At 70.0% G+C, this 25,634-nt stretch carries 21 protein-coding genes and 2 pseudogenes; 10 read left to right on the top strand and 13 right to left on the bottom strand.

Going from position 1 to position 25,634, the window contains the following annotated elements:
* Positions 1 to 33 precede the first annotated feature (33 nt).
* The 4 genes from msrB to ACGF1Z_RS30530 form a co-directional block, all read right to left on the bottom strand.
* The gene (gene msrB / locus ACGF1Z_RS30545) at positions 34 to 441 is read right to left on the bottom strand and encodes a peptide-methionine (R)-S-oxide reductase MsrB (RefSeq protein ID WP_393009263.1); all 408 of its coding nucleotides are present in this window, start codon (positions 439 to 441) and stop codon (positions 34 to 36) included.
* Between the two features lie 44 nt (positions 442 to 485).
* Positions 486 to 1,877 carry a UDP-N-acetylmuramate--L-alanine ligase gene (gene murC, locus ACGF1Z_RS30540; protein ID WP_393009262.1) on the bottom strand — a complete coding sequence of 464 codons (1,392 nt, stop codon included), beginning with the start codon at positions 1,875 to 1,877 and terminating at the stop codon, positions 486 to 488.
* A 238-nt stretch (positions 1,878 to 2,115) separates the two neighbouring features.
* Positions 2,116 to 2,586 carry an indole-3-glycerol phosphate synthase gene (locus ACGF1Z_RS30535; protein ID WP_393009261.1) on the bottom strand — a complete coding sequence of 157 codons (471 nt, stop codon included), beginning with the start codon at positions 2,584 to 2,586 and terminating at the stop codon, positions 2,116 to 2,118.
* Positions 2,587 to 2,692: 106 nt separating this feature from the next.
* Positions 2,693 to 3,487, bottom strand: coding sequence for a pyrimidine reductase family protein (locus ACGF1Z_RS30530; RefSeq protein WP_393009260.1), 795 nt, complete (start codon positions 3,485 to 3,487; stop codon positions 2,693 to 2,695).
* Between the two features lie 36 nt (positions 3,488 to 3,523).
* Between ACGF1Z_RS30530 and zapE the strand changes: the two genes are divergently transcribed.
* From zapE to ACGF1Z_RS30515, 3 genes are all read left to right on the top strand, one after another.
* The gene (gene zapE, locus ACGF1Z_RS30525; RefSeq protein ID WP_393009259.1) at positions 3,524 to 4,615 is read left to right on the top strand and encodes a cell division protein ZapE; all 1,092 of its coding nucleotides are present in this window, start codon (positions 3,524 to 3,526) and stop codon (positions 4,613 to 4,615) included.
* A 34-nt stretch (positions 4,616 to 4,649) separates the two neighbouring features.
* Positions 4,650 to 5,075 carry an OsmC family protein gene (locus tag ACGF1Z_RS30520; RefSeq protein ID WP_393009258.1) on the top strand — a complete coding sequence of 142 codons (426 nt, stop codon included), beginning with the start codon at positions 4,650 to 4,652 and terminating at the stop codon, positions 5,073 to 5,075.
* A gap of 136 nt (positions 5,076 to 5,211) precedes the next feature.
* Positions 5,212 to 6,585, top strand: coding sequence for an alkaline phosphatase PhoX (locus ACGF1Z_RS30515; RefSeq protein WP_393009257.1), 1,374 nt, complete (start codon positions 5,212 to 5,214; stop codon positions 6,583 to 6,585).
* A gap of 71 nt (positions 6,586 to 6,656) precedes the next feature.
* Here ACGF1Z_RS30515 and ACGF1Z_RS30510 read toward each other — a convergent pair whose 3' ends face one another.
* Complete coding sequence (locus ACGF1Z_RS30510; RefSeq protein WP_393009256.1) at positions 6,657 to 7,589, bottom strand: oxidoreductase; 933 nt, start codon at positions 7,587 to 7,589, stop codon at positions 6,657 to 6,659.
* 77 nt (positions 7,590 to 7,666) lie between these two features.
* On the opposite strand from ACGF1Z_RS30510, the gene ACGF1Z_RS30505 reads away from it, so the two are divergent.
* From ACGF1Z_RS30505 to ACGF1Z_RS30495, 3 genes are all read left to right on the top strand, one after another.
* Positions 7,667 to 8,287, top strand: coding sequence for a TetR family transcriptional regulator (locus ACGF1Z_RS30505; RefSeq protein WP_393009255.1), 621 nt, complete (start codon positions 7,667 to 7,669; stop codon positions 8,285 to 8,287).
* Between the two features lie 28 nt (positions 8,288 to 8,315).
* Positions 8,316 to 9,170, top strand: coding sequence for a PPK2 family polyphosphate kinase (locus ACGF1Z_RS30500; RefSeq protein ID WP_393009254.1), 855 nt, complete (start codon positions 8,316 to 8,318; stop codon positions 9,168 to 9,170).
* Positions 9,171 to 9,270: 100 nt separating this feature from the next.
* Positions 9,271 to 10,212, top strand: a complete 942-nt coding sequence (locus ACGF1Z_RS30495; protein ID WP_393009253.1) for a polysaccharide deacetylase family protein — start codon at positions 9,271 to 9,273, stop codon at positions 10,210 to 10,212.
* A gap of 6 nt (positions 10,213 to 10,218) precedes the next feature.
* On the opposite strand, the gene ACGF1Z_RS30490 is transcribed toward ACGF1Z_RS30495, so the two are convergent.
* The 3 genes from ACGF1Z_RS30490 to ACGF1Z_RS30480 all read right to left on the bottom strand — a co-directional run bounded on the left by ACGF1Z_RS30490 (position 10,219) and on the right by ACGF1Z_RS30480 (position 12,779).
* Positions 10,219 to 11,877, bottom strand: coding sequence for a hypothetical protein (locus ACGF1Z_RS30490; RefSeq protein ID WP_393009252.1), 1,659 nt, complete (start codon positions 11,875 to 11,877; stop codon positions 10,219 to 10,221).
* 447 nt (positions 11,878 to 12,324) lie between these two features.
* Complete coding sequence (locus ACGF1Z_RS30485) at positions 12,325 to 12,546, bottom strand: hypothetical protein (RefSeq protein ID WP_393009251.1); 222 nt, start codon at positions 12,544 to 12,546, stop codon at positions 12,325 to 12,327.
* Positions 12,543 to 12,779, bottom strand: coding sequence for a hypothetical protein (locus ACGF1Z_RS30480; RefSeq protein ID WP_393009250.1), 237 nt, complete (start codon positions 12,777 to 12,779; stop codon positions 12,543 to 12,545). The genes ACGF1Z_RS30485 and ACGF1Z_RS30480 overlap by 4 nt, the downstream gene beginning before the upstream one ends.
* A gap of 307 nt (positions 12,780 to 13,086) precedes the next feature.
* Here ACGF1Z_RS30480 and ACGF1Z_RS30475 point away from each other — a divergent pair.
* Positions 13,087 to 13,612: pseudogene (locus ACGF1Z_RS30475) on the top strand (site-specific integrase); the annotation flags it as partial.
* A gap of 780 nt (positions 13,613 to 14,392) precedes the next feature.
* Here the strand turns inward: ACGF1Z_RS30475 and ACGF1Z_RS30470 are convergent.
* Together ACGF1Z_RS30470 and ACGF1Z_RS30465 are read right to left on the bottom strand one after the other, a co-directional pair.
* Positions 14,393 to 14,863, bottom strand: a complete 471-nt coding sequence (locus ACGF1Z_RS30470; RefSeq protein WP_360378268.1) for an NUDIX domain-containing protein — start codon at positions 14,861 to 14,863, stop codon at positions 14,393 to 14,395.
* A gap of 2 nt (positions 14,864 to 14,865) precedes the next feature.
* Positions 14,866 to 15,585, bottom strand: coding sequence for an XRE family transcriptional regulator (locus ACGF1Z_RS30465; RefSeq protein WP_393009354.1), 720 nt, complete (start codon positions 15,583 to 15,585; stop codon positions 14,866 to 14,868).
* A gap of 273 nt (positions 15,586 to 15,858) precedes the next feature.
* Between ACGF1Z_RS30465 and ACGF1Z_RS30460 the strand changes: the two genes are divergently transcribed.
* From ACGF1Z_RS30460 to ACGF1Z_RS30450, 3 genes and pseudogenes are all read left to right on the top strand, one after another.
* A complete protein-coding gene (locus ACGF1Z_RS30460; protein ID WP_393009249.1) occupies positions 15,859 to 16,110 on the top strand; it encodes a hypothetical protein in 252 nt (83 codons plus the stop codon).
* Positions 16,098 to 16,343 (top strand): hypothetical protein, encoded by a 246-nt coding sequence (locus tag ACGF1Z_RS30455; protein ID WP_393009248.1) that lies wholly within the window; start codon positions 16,098 to 16,100, stop codon positions 16,341 to 16,343. The genes ACGF1Z_RS30460 and ACGF1Z_RS30455 overlap by 13 nt, the downstream gene beginning before the upstream one ends.
* Before the next feature lie 605 nt (positions 16,344 to 16,948).
* Positions 16,949 to 17,303: pseudogene (locus ACGF1Z_RS30450) on the top strand (replication initiator); the annotation flags it as partial.
* A gap of 94 nt (positions 17,304 to 17,397) precedes the next feature.
* Here the strand turns inward: ACGF1Z_RS30450 and ACGF1Z_RS30445 are convergent.
* From ACGF1Z_RS30445 to ACGF1Z_RS30435, 3 genes are all read right to left on the bottom strand, one after another.
* Positions 17,398 to 17,907, bottom strand: coding sequence for an SUKH-3 domain-containing protein (locus ACGF1Z_RS30445; RefSeq protein ID WP_393009247.1), 510 nt, complete (start codon positions 17,905 to 17,907; stop codon positions 17,398 to 17,400).
* A gap of 191 nt (positions 17,908 to 18,098) precedes the next feature.
* A complete protein-coding gene (locus ACGF1Z_RS30440) occupies positions 18,099 to 18,542 on the bottom strand; it encodes a hypothetical protein (RefSeq protein WP_393009246.1) in 444 nt (147 codons plus the stop codon).
* Positions 18,542 to 25,504, bottom strand: a complete 6,963-nt coding sequence (locus ACGF1Z_RS30435; protein ID WP_393009245.1) for an RHS repeat-associated core domain-containing protein — start codon at positions 25,502 to 25,504, stop codon at positions 18,542 to 18,544. Before ACGF1Z_RS30435 ends, ACGF1Z_RS30440 begins: the two co-directional genes overlap by 1 nt.
* Positions 25,505 to 25,634: the final 130 nt, after the last annotated feature.

The following is a 25,634-nucleotide window of genomic DNA, read 5'->3' as shown; positions in this document are numbered from 1 at the left end:
CCGGCTCAGGTGCGTGTCCATGGTGCGTACCGCTCAGCTCTCGTCCGGCTCCAGCCGCAGCGAGATCGAGTTGATGCAGTACCGCTGGTCGGTCGGGGTCGGGTAGCCCTCGCCCTCGAAGACGTGGCCCAGGTGGGAGCCGCAGCGGGCACAGCGCACCTCGGTGCGGACCATGCCGTGGGAGGTGTCCGCGACCAGCTCGACGGCGGAGCTGTCCTTCGGGTCGTAGAAGGACGGCCAGCCGCAGTGCGACTCGAACTTCTCCGTCGACGTGAAGAGCTCGGCGCCGCAGGCCCGGCAGGAGTAGACGCCCTTGGTCTTCGTGTCCGTGTACTCACCGCGGAAGGCGGGCTCGGTGCCGGCCAGCCGGAGCACCTGGTACTCCGACGGCGTCAGCTCCGCCTGCCATTCCTCGTCGGTCTTCTCGACCTCGTACGCCATCGTTCGCTCCCTCGGCGGTCCGGACGGCTCCGGTCCGCCCTCGATCAGCTCGACAGGTGGGCGAGGATCTTCGGACCCAGGTCCGTGACGTCACCCGCCCCCATGGTGAGAACCAGGTCACCGGGCTTCGCCATTCCCGCGACGGCCCCGGGGACGGCGGCCTTGTCGCCCACGGGCGTGACGTCGGCGCCGGCCGCCCGGGCCGCGGCGATGATCAGCTCGCTCGTGACGCCCGGGATCGGGTCCTCGCGGGCCGGATAGATGTCCAGCACCACCGAGGCGTCGGCCAGCGCGAGGGCCTCGCCCATCTCCCGGCCCAGCTCCTGGGTGCGGGAGAAGAGGTGCGGCTGGAAGACGACCAGCAGCCGTGAGGCACCGGCGGCGCCGCGCATGGCCTCCAGGTCGGCGGTCATCTCGGTGGGGTGGTGCGCGTAGGAGTCGATGACCTGGACGCCCGCGGCCTCGCCCTTGAGCTGGAGGCGCCGGCCGACACCGGTGTAGGCGGTGAGGGCCTGGGCGAGCTCGGCCGGGTCGATGCCCACGCGGGAGCCGGCGGCGAGGGCCGCGGCGGCGTTGTGGGCGTAGTGACGGCCGGGGACGGAGACGGTGAAGGTGTGCTCGGTCCCGTCGAGCGCGACGGTGACCTCGCTCTTCATGCCGTTCGGCACGATCTTCAGGATGCGGGCGTCGGAGTCCTCGGACTCGCCGACGGTGAGCACCGTCAGCCCCTCGCGGCCGGCCACCCGGCGGGCCAGCTCACGGGCGCCGGAGTGCTCGCCGACGACGAGGGTGCCGCCCGGGCGGATCTTGGCGGCGAAGGCCTCGAAGGACTCGTAGATCTCGTCCATCGACGCGTAGTTCGCGTGGTGGTCCAGCTCGACGTTGAGGACGATCGCGACCTCGGGGTCGTACTTCTGGAAGCTGCGGTCGCTCTCGTCCGCCTCGGCCACGAAGACCCGGCCGTCACCGTGCCGGGCGTTGGTGCCGGGCCCGGCGAGGTCGCCGCCGATCGCGTACGAGGGGTCGAGGCCCAGCTCGGTGAGGGCGACGGCCAGCATCGAGGTGGTCGTCGTCTTGCCGTGCGTACCGGCGACCGCGATCGCGCTCAGGCCGTCCATGAGGGAGGCGAGCGCGTCGGAGCGGTGCACGACCGGGATGCCGAGCTCCGCGGCGCGGGCCAGCTCCGGGTTGTCGGCGCGGATCGCGCTGGAGACGACGACGGCGGAGGCGTCGTCGGCCAGGTGCTCGGCGGCGTGACCGATGTGCACCGTGGCGCCCAGGGCGCGCAGCGACTCGGCGGTCGCGGAATCCCTGGCGTCACTGCCCGCGACCTTGGCGCCGCGCTGGGCGAGGATCTTCGCGATGCCCGACATTCCGGCACCGCCGATGCCGATGAAGTGCGGCCGTTCCATGGCGGCAGGGATGGCGGGTGCCATGCGGTTCTCTCCCCGGAAGTACGTGTGGATGTCGAGACTCCAGCCTAGTGGCTGCCACCGCCACCCCCGGGCGGCACGCCCTCGGGGGCGGGGCGGGGGGGGCGGGGCCTCGGCGGAGGGGGTGGCCGGAGGGCGGCAGTGCGGTCCGGCCGGGGGCCGGGCCGGGGACCCGACCGGGGCGGGGTGCCGTGCTGCCCGGGGCCGGGGGTGCGCGGGCGGCGGGCCGGCCGGTGCGCGTTTACTCGCTGTGCGCGAACAGCTTCAGGACGGGCACCCCGACCTTGTGGCGGGCCCGGGACGCCCAGTCGCGGTGGAAGAACTCCTCCACGTAGTGCGGGGCGGTCAGGACGATCACCTCGTCGGCGTTCACCTCGTCCACGACGGACCTCATCTTGTCCAGGGGATGGTCCTCGACCACCTGCCCGACGGCCTCGCAGCCCGCGTTCCTCAGTGCCTGGAGCGAGACCTCCAGGGCCTGCTCGGCGAGCGGCCGCGCCTCCTTGCCCTCGGGCTCCTCGCCCTCGCGGGTCGCTTCCTTCAGTTCGCCCATGGCGACGTCGTCGATGGCACGCAGCAGTACATCGGCCTGGTCACCGCGCGGCTGCATCAGCACGATGAAGGACACGCCCTCGTCGCCGTGCAGCGTGGTGACGAAATCCACGTCGACGGACGTGAGGGGCTTCTCGATCATCAGAACGCTTGTGAACACCTCAGGAGCCCTTCTGCGGAAACCATCCTTCCCCGTGCCCGCACGGGGACTGCGAGAGTAAGTCTGCCCAGCGGACGCTAAGCGGAACGACAAATTCCGCGGATTGTCAGATCCGACGGTAGCGGGTGAAGAGGAAGCCGTCCTGCTCCAGCACCGACGCCACGGCGAAGCGTTTCGGAACCGCCACGGCAGGGCCTCCGGCGATCCGCTGGGCGGTGCCCGCGGTCATGGTCGGCGAGACGGTGAGGCACAGCTCGTCGAGCACCCCCGCGGCCACGAACTGGCCGAGGAGACGGGGCCCGCCCTCGGTCAGCTGGCGCCGCAGACCGCGCGCCGCGAGGGCCGTGACGGCCCGTTCCGGATCGATCCCCGGGCCGTCGCCGGCGATGAGCACCTCGGCGCCCGCCCGCTCGGCCTCCGCCCGCCGCTCCGGGGAGGACGCGGCGCCCGTCAGGATCAGGGTCGGCACCAGCGGCCCGGTGAAAAGCGGAAGCGAGAAGTCCAGGTCCAGCGAGGCCGTCACGACGGCGATCACCGGCGCCGGACCCTGCCCCGCGGCCTCGCGCCGGGCCGCGAAGGCCTCCCGCGCCCGGGCCGGGCGGTAGCCCTCGCTCCGTACGGTCTCGGCGCCGACGACGACCACGTCCGCCAGACCCCGCAGGGTCCCGAAGATCCGCATGTCGGTGTCGGAGGAGAGCGGCTGGGACCGGCCCTCGTGCTGGCCGGCCCCGTCGAGCGAGGAGACCATGTTGGCGCGCAGCCAGCGCGAGCCGGCGGCGTCCGCCGGGTAGGCGTAGGCGTCGGCGAGCTCGTCGAGGGACCACTCCCGGTCGGAGGCGTCCGCCGTGCCCGCGGCACCGTCGGTGGCTGTCATGTCCGTCACAGGGAACAGGCGTCGCATCCCCGCAGTCTGACATGGCGCTTACAGTGGGGAACTGTGTCGACCCGTGCCATAACCGAAGCGGCTTCCACCGAAGCGGCCCCGCTCTCGCTGTGCTCCCGAGAGCCCCACGTCCCCGCCGACCGCCTGGTGGCGGAGATGGTGCCGCCGCCCCGGTTCGACTCCGTGCGCTTCGACACGTACATCCCGGACCCGAACCAGCCCAGCCAGACCGAGGCCGTCACGGTGCTCAGCGGCTTCGCCGAGGGTCTCGGCGGCGCCCACGCCTCCGGCGCGGGCAGGCGCCGCTGGTTCGCCAGGGCCCCGAAGAAGCCGGCCGCGACCGGCCCGCGCGGCGTCTACCTCGACGGCGGCTACGGCGTCGGCAAGACCCACCTGCTCGCCTCCCTCTGGCACGCCACCCCGGCCGAGCCCTCGCTCAAGGCCTTCGGCACCTTCGTGGAGCTCACCAACCTGGTGGGCGCCCTCGGCTTCCAGCAGACCGTGCAGACCCTGAGCGGGCACCGGCTGCTGTGCATCGACGAGTTCGAGCTGGACGACCCGGGCGACACGGTGCTCGTGTCCACCCTGCTCGGCAAGCTGGTCGACGCGGGCGTCGCACTCGCCGCCACCTCCAACACCCTGCCCGGCAAGCTCGGCGAGGGCCGGTTCGCCGCGGCCGACTTCCTGCGCGAGATCCAGGGCCTGTCGGCGCACTTCCGGCCGCTGCGGATCGACGGCGAGGACTACCGCCACCGCGGCCTGCCCGAGGCCCCCGCCCCGTACTCCGACGAGATCGTCACGAAGGCCGCGTACGCGACCCCGGGCGCCTCCCTCGACGACTTCCCGCACCTGCTCGACCACCTGGCCCGGGTGCACCCGAGCCGTTACGGCGCGCTCACCGACGACCTCACCGCGGTCTGCCTCACCGACGTGCGGCCGGTCCCCGACCAGTCGACCGCACTGCGCCTCGTCGTGCTCGCCGACCGGCTCTACGACCGCGAGATACCCGTGCTCGCCTCGGGACTGCCGTTCGACCGCCTGTTCAGCGAGGAGATGCTGAACGGCGGCTACCGGAAGAAGTACTTCCGGGCGATCTCGCGGCTCACCGCGCTCGCGCGGGACGCGAAGGGACTGGTCGCGCAGTAGCTTGGGGGCCATACCCGATCGAAAGGGATACACCATGGCCACCGTGCGTCACGCCCACACCGTCTGGGAGGGCGACCTCCTCAAGGGCAAGGGCGTCGTCACGCTCGACTCCTCCGGCATCGGTTCCTACGAGGTCTCCTGGCCCGCGCGGGCCGAGGAGCCCAACGGCAGGACCAGCCCCGAGGAGCTCATCGCCGCCGCGCACTCGTCCTGCTTCTCGATGGCCTTCTCCAACGGCCTGGCCAAGGCCGGCAACCCGCCGACCCGCCTGGAGACCAAGGCGGACGTGACCTTCCAGCCGGGCGAGGGCATCACCGGCATCCACCTGACCGTGCGCGGCGAGGTGCCGGGCCTGGACGCCGAGCAGTTCCAGGCGCTCGCCGAGGACGCCAAGAAGAACTGCCCCGTCAGCCAGGCGCTGACCGGCACGACGATCACGCTGACGGCCGAACTGGCCTGAGCGGCCGCCCCCTGAGGCACCGCGTGACCCGCACGGTTCCCGTGCCACCCCTGTGCGTGGTACACACGTGCGGGTCACGCGTCACACCACGCTCGTGCGAGTCCTGTCCGCCAACAGGAAGTGGGTCGGTCGCCTCATGTCCGCAACACGACGTCAGATCCTCGCCGGCATCGTCTTCTCCGGCGCCCTCTCCGAACTCTTCGCCGGCACCGCGGTCGCCGCACCGACGACCGGCCGCCACGCCGGGTACGGCCCCCTGGTCCCCGACCCCGACGGCCTGCTCGACCTCCCCGCCGGCTTCCGCTACAAGGTCCTGTCCCGGCAGGGCGACCCGCTCCGCTCGGGCGAGGGCCTCGTCCCCGGCAACCACGACGGCATGGGCGCCTTCGCCGGCCGCCGCGGCCGGGTGCACCTCGTACGCAACCACGAGAACCGCGTCACGGCGCCGTCCGCCGTACCCACCGTCGAGGGCCTCACGTACGATCCCGCGGCCAAGGGCGGCTGCACGGCCCTCGAACTCGACGGCCGGAACGACGTCCGGGGCGAACGGGTCGCCATCGCCGGCACCGCCGTCAACTGCGCCGGCGGGCCCACTCCCTGGAACACCTGGCTGACCTGCGAGGAGACCGAGGACCGGGCCGGCACCAACGGCTACACCAAGGACCACGGCTTCGTCTTCGAGGTCGACGGCGCCGACCCGCGCCGCACGGGCGCGGTGCCGCTCACCGCGATGGGCCGCTTCCAGCACGAGGCCGTCGCGATCGACCCGCGGAGCGGGATCGTCTACGAGACGGAGGACGCCTTCCAGCAGCCCTTCGGTCTCTTCTACCGCTTCCTGCCGAACAGACCGCTCGGCGGCACCGGTTCGCTGCGCGCCGGCGGCACCCTGGAGGCGATGCGGGTGCCGGGCGTGCCGGACCTGTCGGCGGTCCAGGAGACGGGCGCGCGCTTCGACGGCGTCGAGTGGGTGCCCGTACCGGATCCGCTGGCCACGCAGACCCCCGTCCGCCTCCAGGACTTCGGCCCGAAGGGCATCACGCACGCGCAGAAGCTGGAGGGCTGCTACTGGGGCGGGAACGGCGGCGGCCCGGGAGCGGTGTACTTCGTGTCCTCCTTCGCCCGCGCCGGGGACGGCTCCGCGGCCACCCACTTCGGGCAGGTGTGGAAGTACGAGCCGCACCGGCGCCGCCTCACCCTCGTCGTCGTCTTCGGTCCGGACACCGACGTGCGGCTGCCGGGCGAGTCCCCCGACAACATCTGTCTGGCGCCGGCCGGCGGCCTGATGGTCTGCGAGGACGGGGACGGCGCGCAGCACGTCTTCGGCGTGAGCCGGAAGGGCGAGGTGTACGCGATGGCCCGCAACGCCCAGGCGCTCGCATCGGCCACCGGCGCGGCCACGGAGTGGGGCGAGTTCGCGGGCGTCACGTTCTCGCCGGACGCGTCGACGATGTACGTGAACTGCTACACCCCGGGGACGACGTTCGCGGTGACGGGCCCATGGGGCCGGTAAGGGGCCCATGGCGCCGGTGAAGGCCGCCCGCGGGCCGGGAGCCGACGGGCCGGACCCGGCCCGGCGCCTGATCAGCCCAGCGGGTACCGCACGCCGGTGAGCCGCTCGGACAGGTCCCACAGGCGGCGGCCGGTCTCCGGGTCGGTCGCCGCCGGTGCGTAGGCGACCGGCTTGGGCGCGCCGCGCAGTTCGCCGGGGCCGTCCGGCCCGAGGAACGCGCCGCCGTCCACGCCCGGGGCGGTCGCCGCGTACAGCTGGGGCCGGGCGCCGGACTCCGGTGACTGGGCGAGCAGCGGGCCGAGGACCTTCCCGTACACCCACCGGATCAGGGCGACGGGCGTGTCGTTCTGGAGGTTGGTGGCGGTGTAGCCGGGGTGGGCGAGGACGCTGCGCACCGGGCTGCCGGCGGCGGTGAGGCGCAGGTGCAGCTCGTGACCGAAGACGGTGTTGGCGAGCTTGGCCTGGTTGTAGTGCCCCATGGGCGAGTAGCGACGGGCCCCGTCGATGTCGTCGAAGTCGATGCGCCCCTTGCGGTGCTGGAGGCTGCTGACGGTGACGACCCGCGGGTCCCGGCCGGCCGCGAGGCGGTCGAGCAGCAGCCCGGTGAGGGCGAAGTGGCCGAGGTGGTTGGCGGCGAACTGGAGCTCGTGGCCCTGGGCGCTGAGCGTGCGCGGCGGCGCCATGACACCGGCGTTGTTGACGAGCACGTCGATCCGCGGGTGCTCGGCGCGCAGCTTGTCGGCGCATTCCCGTACGGAGTCGAGGTCGGCGAGGTCGACCCGCCGGACGTCGAGCCGGGCGCCGGGGACCTGCCCGGCGATGCGCTGCGCGGCGGCGCGTCCCCTGCCCTCGTCGCGGACGGCGAGGACGACGTGCCCGCCGTGGCGGGCGAGCTCCCGGGTGGTGGCGAGGCCGAGGCCGCTGTTGGCCCCGGTGACGACGAAGATCCGCCCGGTGAGGTCGGGGATGCGGTCGGCGTTCCACTGCTCTGTCGCATGGGTCATGTGACACACGCTGCCGCCCATGACACTCGGTGTCAAGAGCTGCCCCGAGTGTCAGCACGTCGGGCTAGGATCACCGCATGACCTCCGACAACCTCTCGCTGGCCGAGCGCAAACGCCTCCTCGTGGCGACGGAGCTGACCGAGGCGGCACTCCAACTCCTCGCCCGGCGCGGCTTCGACGCCGTGACGGTGGACGAGATCGTGGCCGAGGCCGGGGTGTCGAAGCGGACCTTCTTCCGCTATTTCGCGTCCAAGGAGGACGTGATCGTCCAGTTCCTCTCCGGCATGGGCACCGAGATCCACGCGGCGCTCGCGGAGCGCCCGGCCGACGAGCCGCCGTCCGCGTCACTGCGGCACGCCGTCGCCGTACCGCTCGCCGCCTGCACCCTGGACACGCCCGAGCACGCGGCCCGCGCGCTGCGTGTGGTCCAGCTGATCCTGCGCACCCCGGCGCTGCTCGGGCGCCTGCTGGAACGGCAGGCCGAGTGGCGCGAGACCCTCGCGACCGAGCTGGCCCGCCGTCAGGGCCTGGACGCGGCCACCGACCTCTACCCGCGGCTCGCGGCCGGGACGGCCCTGGTCGCCTTCCACACGGCGCTCCAGCGGTGGGCCGACAGCGAGGCGGCGGAGGACCCGCTGCTGCTGCTCGACCGGGCCTTCGGGGTGGTGCGCCCGGCGCTCGACGCGCAGGATCGGTGAAGAGACCGCCGTACGGGAGGGCCGAGAGATGCCGAAGGACAAGAAGCGTCCGCTGAGGGACCGGCTCAGGCTCCCGGTCGGCGAGCGCGTCGACCTCGCCTCGTACGCCGCCGCCGCGACCCCGGGCGGCCCCGGCGGCAAGGCTGCCGGTCTGGCCGCCACCGCCGAGCTGGGCCCCCGGCTCGCGGACCTCCAGGAACGCCTGTACGCGGCGAGCACCGCGGGCGACCGGCGCCGGCTGCTCCTGGTGCTCCAGGGCATGGACACCAGCGGCAAGGGCGGCACGGTCAAGCACGTCATCGGCCACTTCAACCCGTCGGGCTGCCGCATCCGCGCCTTCAAGGCCCCGACGGAGGAGGAGCGCGGGCACCCCTTCCTGTGGCGCGTGACGAACGCGCTCCCCGAGGCGGGCGAGATCGGCATCTTCGACCGGTCGCACTACGAGGACGTCCTCATCGCCCGCGTGCGCGAGCTGGCCCCGCGGAGCGAGATCGAGGACCGTTACGGCGAGATCGCGGGGTTCGAGAAGGGGCTGGCGGACGGCGGCGTCACCGTCGTGAAGGTCTTCCTCCACATCTCGTACGAGGAGCAGCGCAAGAGGCTCCTGCAACGCCTGGACAACCCGGAGAAGCACTGGAAGTTCAACACGGGCGACATCGAGGAACGCGCCCTGTGGCCCGCCTACCAGGACGCCTACGAGGTGGCCCTGGAGCGCTGCGCGACCGACCGCACGCCCTGGTACCTGGTCCCCGCCGACCGCAAGTGGTACCGCAACTGGGCGATCAGCACCCTGCTGCTGGAACACCTGACGGAACTGGACCCGCAGTACCCGAGGGGCGACTTCGACGTGGCGGAGTGCCGCAGGCGGCTCCTGGAGTCGTGAGGCGCACCGGGGCGGCCCGGCGGCTCCTGAGGGCCCTCCCGTCCGAGGCGGCGCGTCGAGCCGCGCACGATGACGAAGTTCGATCGGCTAATTTCACCGAGTGACCATTTCTGCACGAAAACTATCGGCACTGGCTCTTCTGGGTGCCGTACTGGTCGGCTGCGGCGGGGGCACGGCCGACACGGCCCGGCCCGGCGACGCCACGCCCCCCGCCAGGCCTTCCGGCACCAGCGCCGGCACCACCCCCGGCGCCGAGCCGACGGGGAAGCCCGGCGGGCAGCCCAGCGCGAAGGCGGGCGCGCCACCCGCGCCGGGCCACCAGGCGGCCCCCGCGCGAAAGGCGCCGCCGACGCTCGCACCGGCCGCGGGCGGCCTGACCCCGGTCTACAGCCACCGGGCGAAGAGCACCGAGAAGGTCGTGGCGCTCACCTTCGACGCCGACATGACGGCCGACCAGGGACCGCGCGCGGCCCGCGGCGAGCACTTCGACAACCCGCAGCTGATCGCGACCCTGCGCCGGCTGAAGGTCGACGCGACCGTGTTCATGACGGGCCGCTGGGCCGAGGAGTACCCGGACCAGGCGAGGTCGATCGGCAACGACGCCCGCTTCGAGATCGCCAACCACTCGTTCAGCCACTACGCCTTCGCGAACCCCTGCTACGGGCTCCCGACCGTCGCCCGGCCCGACATGGCGGCCGACGTCCAGCGCGCCTTCGACGCCTTCCGCGACGCCGGGGCCACCAACGTCGTGCCGTACTTCCGCTTCCCCGGCGGCTGCTACGACGACGAGGCCCGCCGCGCCCTCGCCCCGGCCGGCGTCACCGCGGTGCAGTGGGACGTGGTGAGCGGCGACGCCTTCGCCAAGGACGCGGACGCGGTCGCGGACCAGGTCCTCGACGGCGTGAGGCCCGGTTCCCTCGTCGTCATGCACTGCACCCGCAGCGCGGCCCCGGTGACCGAGCGGGCGATCCGCCGGATCGTCCCGGAACTGCGCGCGAAGGGCTACCGCTTCGTGAAGGTGTCGGAACTGATGAGCCGGTAGGCGGGCCTACGGCCTGGCGAGACGGTTGAGGACGATCCACCCCTGGGGGGTCGCCTTCCGCCACGGGTACTCGCACACCATCCGGTCGACCTCGGTGAAGTTCTCGGCCACGGTGCGCGTGGGGAAGGGCTTGCACGTGCCCTTGTCGGCGTACTTCGGGCAGGAGCCGTCCGGCTTGCGGAACTGGTGGGCCTGCCAGGCCAGCGTGCCCGCGAGCTTCTCGTCGGGATGGGTCGGCAGGTACTGGTTGCTGAAGAAGGACCCGATCATGCCGCCCGCGAGCGCCATGGCGAGGAGCACACCGACCGCGGTGAACCGCTGCGGCGGCGCCTGGCACGGCCTCTCCTCGGCCCTCAGCCGCTTGACGAGGGGCACGAGCCGCTGGGCGGCGAGCACGCAGGCGAGGACGGTGAGGGCGGTGAGCGTCACCTGGATCTGGATCATGGTCCGCGGGAAGAGCTGCACCTGCTGGTCCGCCTCCATGTGGCCGGCCAGCCAGAAACGGATGAGCCAGGCGCTGCCGAAGCAGGCGAGCGGGGCGACCACCACGGCCTTGCGCAGGCCGAGCGCGACGGCGAAGCCGAGGCCGATCAGCACGATCACGGCGTACATGTGCAGCCCGGAGAACTCGCCGAAGCCCGGGTACTCGCCGGGCTCGTCCCAGGCGCGGCTGCTCAGCGGGGTGGTGCCGATGTACGCGGGCTCGGTGAGCGTGTAGCCGGAACACCACTGGTCACGCGTGCTGGTCGCCCCCAGCAGCACCCGCAGGTAGACCCCGGCGACGAGCAGGAATCCACCGAGCGCGCTGCCGAGGAGGACGAGCCCGCGCAGCGGCCCGGTCCGCCAGGGGTAGAAGAAGAGCACGGCGACGACCACGCCCGGCAGGGACCACAGGTGCCAGCCGGAGTAGACGAGGAAGAGCAGCCCGAAGAGCAGCCCGAGGAAACCGCCGCGCAGGACCGTGCCGCGCGCGGTGAAGCGCGGCGAGGCCCGCAGCCACAGCAGCAGCTTCGCGAGGAGCGGCAGGAGCAGGACGAGGACGAAGGGGCTGTAGGGCTTGTGCGGGAGCGTCTGCTGGAGGGCGGGCAGCAGGCCGAGGGCGAGCGCGGGCAGCGGCGTGAGGCACATGCGCCACAGCAGATACGCGGCGGGGCCGGTGAGGGCCACGATGGCGATGAAGACCCACTTGAACGCGAGGGCGGGCTCGCCGTCGAAGAGCCCGGCCTTGGCGAGGTAGCCGATGGTGTAGGGCACGGCCGGCGGGTAGAAGGCGTCCATGGCACCGGTGTGCAGCACCTCCTCGGCCCAGCCGAGGATGCGGTTGTTGTCACCGTAGGGACCGTTCAGCGGCCAGGGCGTGCCCCGCAGAGCGAAGACCTGCCCGGCCCCGAGGAAACCGGTGCTGAGCCCGGCGACGGCCGCGGCGGCGAGGCGGGTGGTGATCTGCCTGACCCGGTCGCTCCCCCGGACGGTGACCCACCCGACGACGGCGAGGACCACGAGCACGACGACCGCGAACCGCAACTGAAGGCTGGAGAGCCCACTGACCTGCCCCACCCGCGTGACGGGGCTGTTGTCGATGCTCAAGCCCCAGTAGGTGAAGCCGAGCGCGGCGACCCCTGCGACCAGGATCTCCCCGGCGGCGGGTCCCCAGCGACGGGCCACCCTTCTGAGCAGGTCCTGCGGCGCCGCGCGCCGGGGTCTCTGATGGGCACCGGAAACGGGCTCCGCCGCCTCCAGCGTCGTGGCTGTCTTCAACTGTCTCTCCAGAACGGCGGCCGGGCCCGGGCCCGGCGTCGCGACCGCTTATATCAAGGGGAGGCGCCGCTCAGGGCACCAGAAGTCCAGAAGTCAGATGATCCTCCACGCCGTTGGGTTGCCATCCACTGGGGTGACCTTCGCCACGCGTCACAGAGGTCAACGTCATCCTGCCGTGAGTCCGCCTCGGCATCGTTCCTCCACGCCACCACCACTCCGGCCGACAACAGCCTCCAGGCAGCACCCCCCGCTTCCCGCCGCAGCCGTGCAAACGGAGACGGCTCTGCCTACAAGCGCAAACGAGCTCCGCACCACCTGCCAGTGCTGCGCCCGCAGCATCGACGCCCTCCGCGATCAGCCCCGTTGCTGCGCCGCTGGGGCGTGCTGCTCCAAGAGGAACGCCGCTGCGACCTGGGGCCAGCGCTCGAGGAGCCAGCAGACCTCGGTCATGACCGGGCTGGGCAGCATACGGCGGCCGATCAGAGAGGTCAGCAGGGAGGCGCACTCGGGGTGGCGCCGGTCCGCCGCGTTGAACGCGGCGGCCAGGGGGCCGGTGTCCAGGACTGTGGCGATCACGCCAAGGCGCCGAAGCGCTCGCGCATCCGCTCGCGGATGTAGTCGTCGTGCCGTTCGGCGAGATCCTCTGGGCCGTTCACGCTGCCGATCAGGGCCAGCAGCCCGGCCGGGACCGACTCCTCGGTCTCGTTCGCGTCGAATGCCAGCAGCGACTGGGCGACCTGGGACCGTCCCTCATCCTGGGTGACGAGCAGGCGCAGGCGTCGCACCTGGGTCGGGGTGAGCCGGTCCACCAGGGGTCTGGCCCTTCCCCCGGCGGCCGTTCGCCGGGCAGGCCGTCCGAGGGCATCGCGGCGGGGTGGGTGCGATTGCCGGTCGGCGGCGCGGAGGCCGGGTGGGGAGGGGGGCCGCCGCGAGGGTGGGCCGCTGGGGGTCCAGCTCCCCGTTGGTGCCGGCCACCGCCCTCGGTGAGCCTGCGCGACGCACATGAAGGGTCGGTCCCCTGGTCGGCCCTTGCCTGCGATCCGGCCGTAGGACGGTCGCAGGCGATAGCTTGCAGCCAGCGCCCGCTCCAGCGCCTCGACGCGGGCGGCCGTCCCGCGCAAGGGCGAACTCCTGGGCCCCTCCACTGGGAAGATCTCGACCTCACCACCGGAACGGCCAGCATCCGGCGCTCGCTCCAGCGCACCCGAAGCGGCGGCCTCACTCACCTGCCCACCAAGACCCGCGCGTCCGAACGCCGAATCGCCCTCCCGACCGAATGCCTCCACTCCCTCAAGAAGCGCCAGGAGCGGGAAACCGCAGGGTCGGCTTGGACAGACAGCGGCCTCGTCTTCTCTACGCCCACTGGCCGCCCTCTCGACCCTGCCAACCTCATCCGCCGCTTCCTCAACCAGGCCGGGCTCCGGCGCATCCGCTTCCACACCCTCCGCCACTCGACCGCCACCCTGTTACTGGAACAAGGCGTGGACCTCATCGTCATCAAGGAACTCCTTGGCCACATCGGCGTCACTGCCTACGTCTACGCCCACATACGACTCCGCCTCCAGCACCAGCCGTCTACATCTTGGGCGATGTCCTTGGCTCGACCGACGGCGACCCACCCGCCGCGGCCGTCGTCCGCTGACGTCAGCGTTGCCGTCAAACGCCCTAGAGGCCCCACCGAATAGCTATTCGGTGGGGCCTCTCGAAATGTCTACAGAATGTTATGACCTGAGGCCGACTTACCGAGTCGCCTGAAGGTGCTCCTCCAGTGTTTCCAGTGAAATCTCACCGTGCACCCATGCCGTGACGTATTGCAGGTCATGAACCGAAAGACCGAAGGCCGATCGAAGAACTTGGGCCAGCCGGAACGGCGCCGACCTTGCTGGAAGTCCCCGTCGAGCCTCGGAACTGCGTCATCGATCCTCGCACGAGTGAAGCCATATCTGGCTGCTTGCCTTCCAGTCCAGGTTCCCTTGGCTGCCGACACAAGGCTCGCACCACCACGGACAGCTTCATTGAAGCCCCCAAGGTTATCTCCGTACACCCAGATCCCCTGGACGCCCTGAACTCGGTCCCCGAAGTGGCCCATGACCTCGTCGAACATCGCCTTACCCCGCAGCGGCGAACCCTTGTCGGGATTGTTGTGCATCATCATGGTCAGAATGCCGTCACTACAAGGTCGGCAATCACACCACTTCCACTCGCATCATGCGAAATAGAGTAAGTGCTTTCGTTTCCGCCACGCGTAACTCCGCAGTTGTGAACGAGGACCGGCGTGGCCCCCGCCAGCACATAGTACGTGTGCTACGCGCCCCCCTCTATCTGCGTATTCGCAGATCAGCGGCGGTTTCGGGTTCCGCTGGTGTCCGTGGCTGTGCGGGGAAATCCGTGGGTGTTGCCGTCGCTACTGCCGTCAGGCGGTTCAGCCCAGGTACGGCTTCTCGCGGTGTTCCAGGAAGTGCTGGAGCCTGAGTCGTTGGGTGTGGTGCATCGGCAACTGCTCGATCTCGTCCGGAGGCACGAACCGGAGCTCGGTCGACTCGTCGGAAATCTCCAGCCGGCCGCCGGTGATGCGGGCGGTGAAGCAGACGTTGAACTGTCGCCGGACCTCGCCGTCGGTGTAGGCGATGATGTGTTTCGGGTCGGTGTAGGTGCCGACCAGGCCCGTGATCTCCACGTCGAGGCCGGTCTCCTCTTTGACCTCGCGGACGGCCGTGCCTGGCAGGGAGTCGGTGAGATCCATGCCGCCGCCGGGCAGTGCCCATAGGTCGTTGTCGCGGCGGCGCTGGAGGAGGATGTGCCCGTGGTCGTCGGTGACGACGGCGGAGGCGGCGACGACCATGCTGTTCGGCTTGGGCGCGTTCGGGTCGTCGTAGTACTCGGTGCGGGCCACGGTCAGCCTTCCTCTCGCACGGGCGTTGCCGTCATCCACACAGCGTCGAAGCTCTCGGCGTAGGTGTCGAACATGCCGCCTGTCTCGTGTCGGCGAAGATGCCATACGGGGGCGGCGTAGGCGTTGACGCCCCAGACGTGTGCGTTGACGAGTTGCTGGTCGTCGGCGCGGTAGAGGGAGTTGTAGAGCGTGGTGGCGTGGGTGCGGACTTCGATGCCGGGTGTGGCGGCGAGCGGCTTGTAGTGCATGAGCGCGAGGCGGCAGCGGGATTCGATGCCGTGGCCGAACCGCTCCCCCTGGCCGCGAGCTTGGACGTTGTCGCTGTCGGCGTCCCCGATCGCGATGCGGACGGTGCAGCCTTCGGCGGCGCGCTCGGTGAGGAGTTCGTTCAGCCGCGGGTACGCCTCGTGGAGGAAGACAGCCGCGTAGACGAGGATGTCGATCCGTTCCCGGGCCTGGGCCATCAGGTCGGTGAACGCCGAGACGGGGAGGTCGGCCCGCTGCTCGTAGAGCGCCACCAACTCAGGGCTGATGGCGCGGGCAGGGCGGGCCTGGCGGAGCGCCGGCCAGAGAGCGTGCACGTCTTCTCCCAGGGCCTTGGCCGCCTGGAGGGCGGTGGCACGACGTGGGATACGCCCGAGATTCACCCAGCGCTCGACCGACTTGGGGTCGACCTCGACCTGCTGAGCGAGTGCGGCGTACGTCCAACCTCCCGCCGCCATGACGGCTCGTAGTCTCTCGTTCGGCACGAGTCTCCCCCTTCGCCTCAGGACGACACTAGGGACGTTCTACACGGTGCAGGACGTCCCGAAGTGGGGTTTGGTGGAGGTACCTTCGTCCTGGTGACCGGCGTGAGGATCGGTGCCGACCCTGCGGCACCAACAGGCCCTGGGACACGCATCAACGCCGCCGAGGAGCGTCACCGTGCGAAAGAGCACCACCCCACGTGTTCCTGCCCCGCGACTGAACGCCCGGTCACGCGCCGCCTCGCCGGGGTGGTCACGATGACGGCCCCCACCCCTGATGCCGACGGGCACACCGTCTCGCCCGATGCCAGCGCCCTGGTGGTCGACCGGCGGAACAGCAAGGTGGGCGTGGTGATGGGGCACGTGGGGCCGTACGTGCAGCTTCGGCCACCGCGCGGCGGCCGGGAGTGGGACGTGCCGCCCGGGGACGTACATCCACCGACTCCGACGGAGGAGTTGAGCGCGAAGGTGGCCGTGGCCAACCGGAGGTGGGGACGGTGACCCCTCGCTCGGTCCTGCGCTACGAGACCTGGACGCTCCAGCCCGACCGCGAGCCGGACGCGGAGCCGGTCCTGTACGCGATGCAGTGCGCCGTGGACGGAGAGACCTCACCGGCAAGCGAGGAGTTCACCGAACCGCAGGAGTGGGTGCTGCGGCACTGCGGTCAGAACCCGTCCAACCACACCTACCGGGAGATCATCACCCGCCCCTGGCGGACCTGGCGCCAGACGTGACCCGCCTCGCTCGCCCCGGCGCCGCAGCGCGCTGACCCACCTGTCTCCCGTCCCTGCCGGGCGCAGCCGATCGAGGCTCCCCCGCACTCGTCAGCCCCGGCAGGGACGGGCCCTCCGTGCGTGCCGTGCCCATGACTGTGGGGGTTCTGACCTCTGCCACAGAAAGTCAGCCACGACGGCGGGCGCGCCGACCGACCACCCGCCACGTGTGTCTCGCTCAACCCCGCACGGGCATCAGCCCAGTTATCTCCATCGTCACGGCCCCCAGTCAGGCAGCAAGCATGGGCGTCCGGGACGGCGCGAGCCCGCCGGGCAGCCTCTCAGGTGCCCGGCCACCACTGCTGCTGAGTGGTCGGGGCCGGGGCTTCCGATTGGTGGTCCGGCCTATGCTCCCGGGCTCTGCGCGCCGAGTGGTCGGCGGCCGTCGCCAGCGGGGCGGCAGACGGGAGCGGGCGGCGGTCACCGACCGCCGGCGCGCGGCGGCCCGCGTCAGCGGGACGCCCTTGATCAAGTAAAGAAACTCTGAACAGCTCACCCCGTCGAACCCGTCGAACCCACCGGTTGGGCTGCCGGGTCGAGGTCAGGGCCGCTGTTGCCGACGCTTTTTCGATTCGGCCAGCGCGGTCAACGCCCACGCAGGAGCCTTGTGGGCCCGCTTCACGATCTACCTGCGCCGGGAGATCGCCAACCCGGCTCGGTATGACGCAGAAGGCCGCCCGCGCCGTGCTGCGGGTGTCCTTCGCGAAGGTCGCCGAGTACCAGAAGCGTGGCCTGGTCCACTTCCACGCCGTGATCCGCCTCGACGGACCCGACGGCAGCACCCAGCCCCCGCCCCCGTATGTCACCGACGCCATCCGCGCTGCCGCGCCGCGCGCCCGCATCTCCGTCGACTCCGACGCGGTCGGGGAACGCGAACTCGGCTGGGGTCAGCAGCTCCCTGACATACGTACGGCAACGGCGGCGGACACTGGGTGTCCGCCGCCGTTGCCGTCAACTACTGCCGTCACCCCGGCCAGAAGCCTCGTTGCATGAAGCTCTACGCGGCCGAGATTCACTAACGAGAATCAGGTCTCGGCCAAGGATCGAGTCCCAGATCGGAGTGCAGACAGTTCAGTGGGCGATTCGCGCAGACCGCCAACTCTAGGGAGTCTTCAAAGGTGGAACCAAGCTCCCAGATCCAACCCATGCCAGCAGCAACCACCCTCCCCCCAGCTTCTACGAAAACGCTTGAATAACTGAGCCATTCACCTATGGGGAAATAGTCCCCACCGAGAACACTTTCCACCTCTGCGGCTAGATCACGCTGCCCTGATCCAGCAGCAATGGGATCGAAATTGTAAGGCTCGTCATTACTGAAGTTCGGGCCGACTCGATTTACCGGCTCGATTGAGAGCCCTCCCACCGCCGCGAGGATTTCCTTTGCCAAGGGATGGGACCGGTAGCCTTCACCCTCAAGCGGCAAGACCCATTGACCTGGGTCAACCTTCCTGTCTGCGCTCCATCCGGACGCAACAAGCGCCCCGAGCAGATCCTCGCTGAGCGAGTCGAAGCGAATCAGGGACATCAGTTGATCTCCAGGTCTTCCAGCAGTCGGCCACAACGACCACAGGGGTGAGCCGGTTCACCATGCCCATCCGTATTCGATGTCGGCATGGAGTTACATGGTTCCGCCCGTCACGCCGCACAGAAGCCCCGTCAGAATAACTCCGACGGGGCTTCATTTCTGCGATGGCTATCGCAATCGCTCTGCCACTCCTACCTCAACTCGCCTCCAAAACGCGCTCGGAGCTCTTCTGTAAGCCTGGAGCCGGCGTCGATATCACCACCTACGGCCACTTCCCAAGAACCGCTATCAATTGCCGCGAGGGTTATCAGACAGCCCCCGAAGTCATCCACAGCAAACCGATCCGGTGCCAGGTCGTCGCGCTCCTTGACCGCCACAGCTAGCAGATCGAAAAACTGACGGATTCCAGCCGCGAAACCCTGAAGCTGAGGCCACGACATTACATAGCCCTCGCGCGTTGCGAGCACCTTATCTCTGAAGTCGTGATAGTCAAGACCGTCAGGGCAGCGACCGACCCCGTCAAAATCCAGGATGCTCCACACCCAGTCGTTTTCTGGGATCACGGCCAGTACATCAGCAAGGCCTACGATTCCGCCGTGCCCATCATGCATGCGGAACTTAACTATTCCACTCACTAGTAGTCCCACCCTTCCAATGGCTCAGCTTCACCACGGCTTCGGGAGCCGCCGGTTGAATTTTCGTTGTAGGGGTGCTGGTGCGGATCGTCGTGATCCCGGGGGCGCCCGTGATCAGTGAAGTCTACGTCCTTGACGGGCTTGCCTTCCGCATCAAACTCCCGGGCCTGAGCATATGTTTCCCGCCGCCCCTTCTTCTGCCCGAGCACCGTGTGAGGGTATCCGTCAGCAGCAGGGTCGCCTACAGGCTCTCCGTGCTTGTTCCTGGGAAGTGACCTTGCCGGAAAGCCTCGCGGCCCTGTATTGCAATTGTGAACGAGTACCGGCGTGGCCCCCGCCAGCACATAGTACGTGTGCAGTTCACTGACGGTGAGATTGCGGACGTTCGCATCCGGGTTGGTCCAACGCTCGACCGCCGTGACCTGGACGAAGGTGCCTGCGCTGGTACGGAGCCACTGGCCCGGCTTCAGGTCGGTGGCCTTGATCCAGGCCTGCAGCTCCGGGACCCAGAAAGGGTGCCCCTCAGTGGCAGTGACCTTCGCCGTCTTGGAGCCGGCCTTGCCGTCGACGTCGATCGTGACCTTGACCAGGTGCTTGAGGCCTTGGCCCTTGATCTCCGCCGTTACCGTCTCGACCCGTGTCTCCCCGGTCTCGGCGTCGGTCGCAACGACCTTGTCGCCGACACGCACGTCCTCGATCGGCTTGCTCGTGCCGTCGGCGAGGAGGACTTCGGTGCCCTCGGTGAAGCTGTTCGGACACGAGGGGAGGGCCTTCTTGGTCGCCTTGGCCGCGCCCTTGCCCGCGCCCCCCACTCCAGTGAAAACCAGACCGACCGCGGTCGCGAGACCCTCGCCGTCCTCGTACGCCGGGTCGCTGGTGTCGCCGCCGACGAGGTTCACGAAGGCGTCGTAGGACTCGGTCGCCGACGGACCGAACGGTGTCGGCCGCACCAGGTCAAGACTGGACACGACACTGCGGAGCGCCCCCAGGGCCGTGTTCACGTTCCACTTGATCTTGCGCGGGGTCAGGTCGACGACCGTCCCCCAGTTGACGCCACCGTAGGTGTAGTACCGCTTGCCCTTCTTGTTCTCGACGTAGTTGCTCCACTTCCAGCCGGAGCCCGTGGGCTGCCACGATTCGTGGTAGGTCACCGACATCTCGTTGCCGGAGTCACTCGGCCGGCACGTGCTCGAGTTGCCGCCGCAGATCCCGTCCGGGCGCAGGCCCGAAGGGTCCGACAGGGTCATCGGGTTGTTGTTCGAGTACGCGTAGCCGTTGAGGGACTGGATGTCCCCCGTGGCCAGGACCGGGTCGATGCTGATGAAGCGGCCGGTGGTCGGGTCGTACTCGCGGGCTCCGAGATGTGTGAGGCCCGTCGGGTCCATCGTTCCGCCGACGAAGCCGCGCGAGCCGGCCCAGCCGCTCGGAGCGGCGCCGCGCTGTTCGCCGAAGGGCGTCATGCGGCGCTGGTCGACGACGGCCCCGGAGGCGTCGATGTCGAGGGTGCCGGTGTTGTGGTGGTCGGTGACCTGGAAGGACACCCGGTTGTCGTCGGTGCGGACCGCGACCGCCGTGCCGAGGTCGTAGTAGCGCGTCGCCGTCGGCTTCGCCGCGCCCTTGGTCAGCTTGAGTTCGGTGGTCCCGAGGTAGAGCGTCGTGGACTCCGTCTCGGGCGTCGCCGAGTCGACGTCGTGGCTCAGCAGCCGACCGCCGTCGGGCCCGTAGACGTAGTCGCTCGTCCTGGCCGTGGTGACGGTCAGACCGTCGGCCGTCCGCTTGACGGTGTCGGTGAGCTTGGTGAGCTTGCCCTGGTAGTCCCAGTCGAGGATCTGGTCACTGGTGGTGCCGGCTTCGGGCTTCAGATGTCGCTCGGTCGTGTTGCCGCCGGCGTCATACGCGTACGACTCGGTGACCGGATCGCCCGCACCACCGGTGACCGTGCTGGTGCCGAGCAGGGAGTGACGTCGCGGCTCGCCCGTCGCCGGGTAGGCGTACGTGCGGACCTTGTCGGCGGCGGCGTTGCCGGTCGGATCGTGCTCCGTCTCCGTTTTCCGGGTGCCGTCGGTGTTGTACGTCCAGCTCGTCCAGTACGGCGCCGGACCGCCGAGGTCGGAGGCCGAGGGCTGGGCCGGGCACGGCGTGCTCTTGGACGTGTACGCCTCGGTCAGCCGCGCCACGTAGTCGTACGCGAAGCACTGGCGGTCCTCGCCGTACCGGGAGATGTCGCTCAGCGACGTGACGTTGCCCGCCTCGTCGTACGTGTAGCCGGCCGCGCGCTCCGCGCCGTTACCGCCCTCCAGATCCGTCCGGCTGCCCGTGAGGCGCTGCGTGCCCCACTCCCACTCGTTGCTGATCCAGATGTTCTTGCCGCCCGCGTTGAGCGTGGACTGCAAGGGCTTGCCGGTGAGGCTGTACGTCTGGTTCGCCAGGTAGCCCGACGCCAGGCTGCTCGCGGTGACCCGACGGCGCAGCGCGTCGTAGGTGAACGCGAGGGTCTCGGCGGGAAGGCTGCCCGCGGCCGGATAGGCCAGGGATTTCACCGACCCGTCGAAGGAGTACTGGACACCGGTGACGTAGCTTCCGGCGAGGGCCTCCTGCCCCGGGACCGACGGCACGTTCAGGGTGGTACGGGTGGGGCGGTACAGAGCGTCGTAGACGTTGACGGTCGACTTGTATTCATACGTGCCGGCGCCGACCTTCACGTAACGGCTGGCACTGCCCAGCTTCCCCTTGTTGCCCGTGGGATCCCAGGTCTGGGAGGTGAGCAGGGGGCCGGTAGAACTGTCCTCTCGCGATTCGATCTGGCGTGAGAGGTTGTCGTAGCGGAAGGCGGTGGTCTTCCTCCTACCGTCCTCGCTGCTGGTCAGCTCACCCCGGTCGTTGTAGTACTTGGTCGAGGTGCCGCTGTCGGGATCGGTCGACTTACGCTGCCGCCCGAGCTGGTCGTAGGTCCAGGTCCAGTCGTTCTTCGACGGATCGGTGAGCTTGACCAGGTGACCCGCCGGGTCGTACTCGTAGGTCGTGCTGTCGGCCGGGCCCGCGGGCTCGCGGCTCCGGTACTGGAGGAGTTCGGTGACACGGCCGGCCGCGTCGGAGATCGACGTGGTGGTGGTGCCGCCCTGCGGCGGGGTCACGGTGACCCGGTCGCCACCGTAGACGGTGCTCGTCGTCGAGAGGACCTTGCCACCGATGCCGCTGCCGGTGAGCTGGGTGACCCTCGTCGGACGGCTCAGACCGTCGTATTCGGTCGTCGTCTGGGTCTCGACCCCGGTGGCGTCCTCGAGCTTGAACAGCTCGCCCGAAGGAGCCTTGGTGGCGTAGTACGTGGCGTGCGAGCGCTCCACGTTCCCGCGTGCGTCGTAGAAGTTGTCGGTGAGAAGCCTGCCGCCGTTGTCACCCGGCGCCTGGGTCTGGCGCTCGCGGCCGAATCCGTCGTAGAGGACCCAGCTCGACGCTTGCGACGCGTCGCTGTTGAGGGTGAGCGCCTCGACCGAGCGGATCTGGCCGGCGTCGTCGTGGTAGCGGTACTCGATGTTGGGCGTCTGATTGCTCGCCTTCGAGCGGTCCGGCTTCCACAGCTTGAGGTCTCGGCCGAGCGCGTCGTAAACGACCGAGGTGCGCAAGCCGTTGGTGTCATCCTCCGTCGTGGGCAGGCCGCGGACGGTGTCGTAGTACGTCGTGGACGTCTGTGCCGTGCCTGCGGCGCCCACCGTGGCGGGAGGCGTGGTCACGACCGTCTTGGTGAGGCGTCCCGTCGCCGGGGTGTAGGCCGTGGTCGTGGTCCGGGCGCCGGCGTGCGCCGTGGTGACCGGGGCCGCGGTTCCTTCGGCGGGGTCGAAGACACTGGTGGATGCGAGCTCCGTCGCGGTCAGCGGGCGTCCGTAGCCGTCGAAGGTCGCGGCGCTGTCGAGGTAGGTCGCCTTGGTACCGGTGCGCTGCTTGAGGGTCTCCACCATCGTGGGGAGGCCCTTGGTGGGCGCCACACCGTAGGCCTGGCCGTCGTAGCGCGTACGGACGTCGGACAGGACGGCCGACGTGCCGTCGGGCTGGGTGTCACGGTCGACCGTCGCGGAGCAGTTCGCCGCCACCGTCTCCTTACGGACCACACCGGTCAGGATCCACGCGCTCGTGTTGTCCGCGTACGTGGTGCGGGTGCAGGTGTCGTCCGCCGCGACGGCTACGTCACCGGAGTTCTCCGTCTTGGTGACCCGACCGTACGCGTCGAAGAAGTTCTTCGAGCGCACCTCGCGCCAGTCGGCGCCGGCTCCGCCGTCGAGCGAGGTGTACGAGCGGCTCGTCTCGGTGCTGGTGATGTTGGCGGTCGTGGTGCCCCAGTCGCGGACCCGCTTGGCGGTCTCCTTCTTCCAGGGCGTGCTGACCGTCTTGGAGAGGATCTTGCCGCCGGGAGCGTCGTACGTCTCGACCCGGTACTCGTAGCCCGCCCACGCCTGGTCGTCCGTGATCGTGCCGCCGACGCCGTCCGACGCCGTGACGGTCCGGGTCTTGCTCTTGTCCGCGGGGTCATCGCGGTCGCCGTCCATGCCCCGAAGGAACCAGTGGTCCGCCTGCGAGAGCATCTGCAGCGTGCCGCCCGTCTGCACGCGGGTGTGCTGGTAGCCGCGCCACTGCGACCAGGTCTTCAGCTTCTCCTTGGTCAGGCCGTCGTCGTCGTCGAACGCCCAGGCCGCGTCACCGAGGTAGGTGTACCGCGTGACCATGTCGGGAGAACCGCCGGTGAGGTCGGTCCCGATCACCGAGTCGACCACGTACTTGTTGAACCACTCCGTGGTCACCGGCATCTTGTTGCTCGGCTGGTACTGCTGCGGGAAGCACCGCGTGGTGTTGTTCTGAGGAGTGGGAAGAGCGCTCCAGGAGCATGCCGCGGCGGAGTAGTTGACGTCGATCTGACCGCCGGCCTCGTCGGTGACGGAAGAGAGACGTTCCTTGATGAACGGCGCCCGGCCGTCGTTCTGCTTGTCGAGACGGTTGGGCAGCTGGTCGTAGCCCAGGACGGTCGCCGGCAGGGTGATCGGGGTGGTACCCGCGAGTCCCTTGCGCACGATCGAGGAGAGGATGAGCTGGTAGTCGATGTCGGAGGAACCCCACCGGTGCTTCAGGGTCCAGGCGTCGATGTCCTTGTACGTGCCGTCCGACTGCAGCGTCTGGGTGGTGACCGCGGCGAGCCGGGTGCGGGTGAAGAAGGTCGGCGAGAAGCGGCCCGCATCGCAGTCCGTGCCCGCCTTGCAGTTCATGTCCCACGGCGTGTCGTACCAGTACTGCCGGTTCGCATCGATCTTCGCGGGGTCGCAGAGCGCGGTGTCCGTCTCCAGGCAGCGCTCGGCGGTCGCGAAGTTGACCCGGGCCATCGGCTTCGCGGTCGCCGAGTAGATGTCCGTGGCCTTCTGGCCGTACTCGATGTGGTCGAGCGTCCCGCCGCGCACGTAGGGGGTGTCGTCGGCCGCGGTCAGATAGCGGCCGTACGAGTTCGCCTCCTGGTTGTACCAGTAGGTGATGACGTTGCCCTTGGTGTCGACGGCCTTGTCGAGGTTCCAGCGCCAACCCTGCTGGCACCAGGCGCTCTTGATGTCGGCGTTGTAGCACTGTTCGCCGGCGTTGTTGCCGTAGACGGGCACGGTGAAGACGGACTTGGTCTCCGGCTTGCCCGTGGCCCAGTTGTCGAGCCGGTTGGAGCCGAACCAGTACGTGGTGCCGTCCGAGGTGACGGCCTTGAAGTACTCGCCGTCGTTGTCCCCGTTCCCGCGGGTGGTGTCCTTGACCCGGGTGACCTTGGTGCTGTCATCCCCCTTCAGCCGCCACTCGTCCGCGCCGACGGGGATCAGCTCACCGGAGTGGCCGGCGAAGCTGATGGTCGCGTTGTCGTACCCCCAGCACAGGTCGCCGATCTCGATGTCGTCCTTCTTGACGCCCTCGTCGGCGCAGGGCTTGTACGCCCGCTCGACGAAGCCGGGAGACATGTCGAAGCCGTCACCGGCCCAGGAGGCCTGGTTGTTGCTGTTGGAAGTGCGCCCGTCGAGGGTCCCGGAGGAGTAGTTCAGGGACACCTTGGGCACGAAGGAGCCCGGTACGGACGGGACGGCCATGCCGTAGGAGGTGGTGAACGTACCGGTGTTGAGCTCGGTGTTCCAGGACGAGGACGGCGCGAGCGGGCTCGCCTTGAAGTCACCGGCGAGGCTGGCGGACCCGGCCGTGGCCGCGAGTACGGTCGCCGTGGCTCCGCCCAGCTGCGCCTGCATTCCGGCGGGCGCGGCCGGGGGCACCGCAACGGCGTCGGCCGTGACGGTCTTGGCCTCGGCGTCGTTGCGGCCCGCGAGCGGGGTAGGTATGCGGCACTCGGGCTTCTCCGGAGTGGTCAGAACGCAGTCCGGCATCCTGACCAGTTGGAGACGAGAGCCGTAGTCGCCGCCCGCGGCCCTGGCGAAGCCGCTGTAGTCGACGGTGACCCTGGTCTTCAGCGGTGCCGCGGTGGTGCCGGCAGTCGCGTTGCCGAGGGTCAGCAGTACGCCGTCGATCCCGGCACGCTCCGCCGCGGAGCGGTCGAGGAGGCGCAGGTCGGCCTCGGCGGCGCGGGACGCCGCCCGGTCCGCCGAGGCGCCCCGCGCCGGGACGGCGGTGCCCAGCGTCACCGCCGTCTTCCCGGCCCGCACCGACGTCTTCGCCGCGGCGCCGCCCGACGGCAGCCGCACCCGCAGGGTGCCGGGCTTCGGCCAGTCGACCTTCGGCCGGGTGGCCCTGGAACGCTGTTCGTCACGGGCCGGCTTGGGCTTCGCAGACGAGCCCTTCGCCGGGCGCTCGGAGGAGACAGGGGCCGGGCGGTTGTCGTCGGCGGACGCCGCTGTGACGGCGGCCGGCAGGCCTTGGAGGAGCGTGCCCAGCAGGGCTCCGCTCACGACGACGGACATCCGGGCCGAGGCCCGTATCCGTCCTGATCTGTTGGGACGCACTACGGAAACTCCTCGGGTCGTCGATGAGGGAATTGAGCGAGCCCGGCGCGGAAGCCGGGCGGAGAGGGCGGGCGAGCAGTCCACCTGGTGAGGGGTGGGCGAGCACGGCTCGCCCACCCCTCGGTCGCGC

Origin of the sequence: Streptomyces sp. NPDC048018 (assembly GCF_043202995.1) — a bacterium.
Taxonomy (GTDB): domain Bacteria; phylum Actinomycetota; class Actinomycetes; order Streptomycetales; family Streptomycetaceae; genus Streptomyces.
The sequence above is the reverse complement of the archived record's forward strand: the minus strand, read 5'-3'. Positions and strand labels throughout refer to the sequence as shown.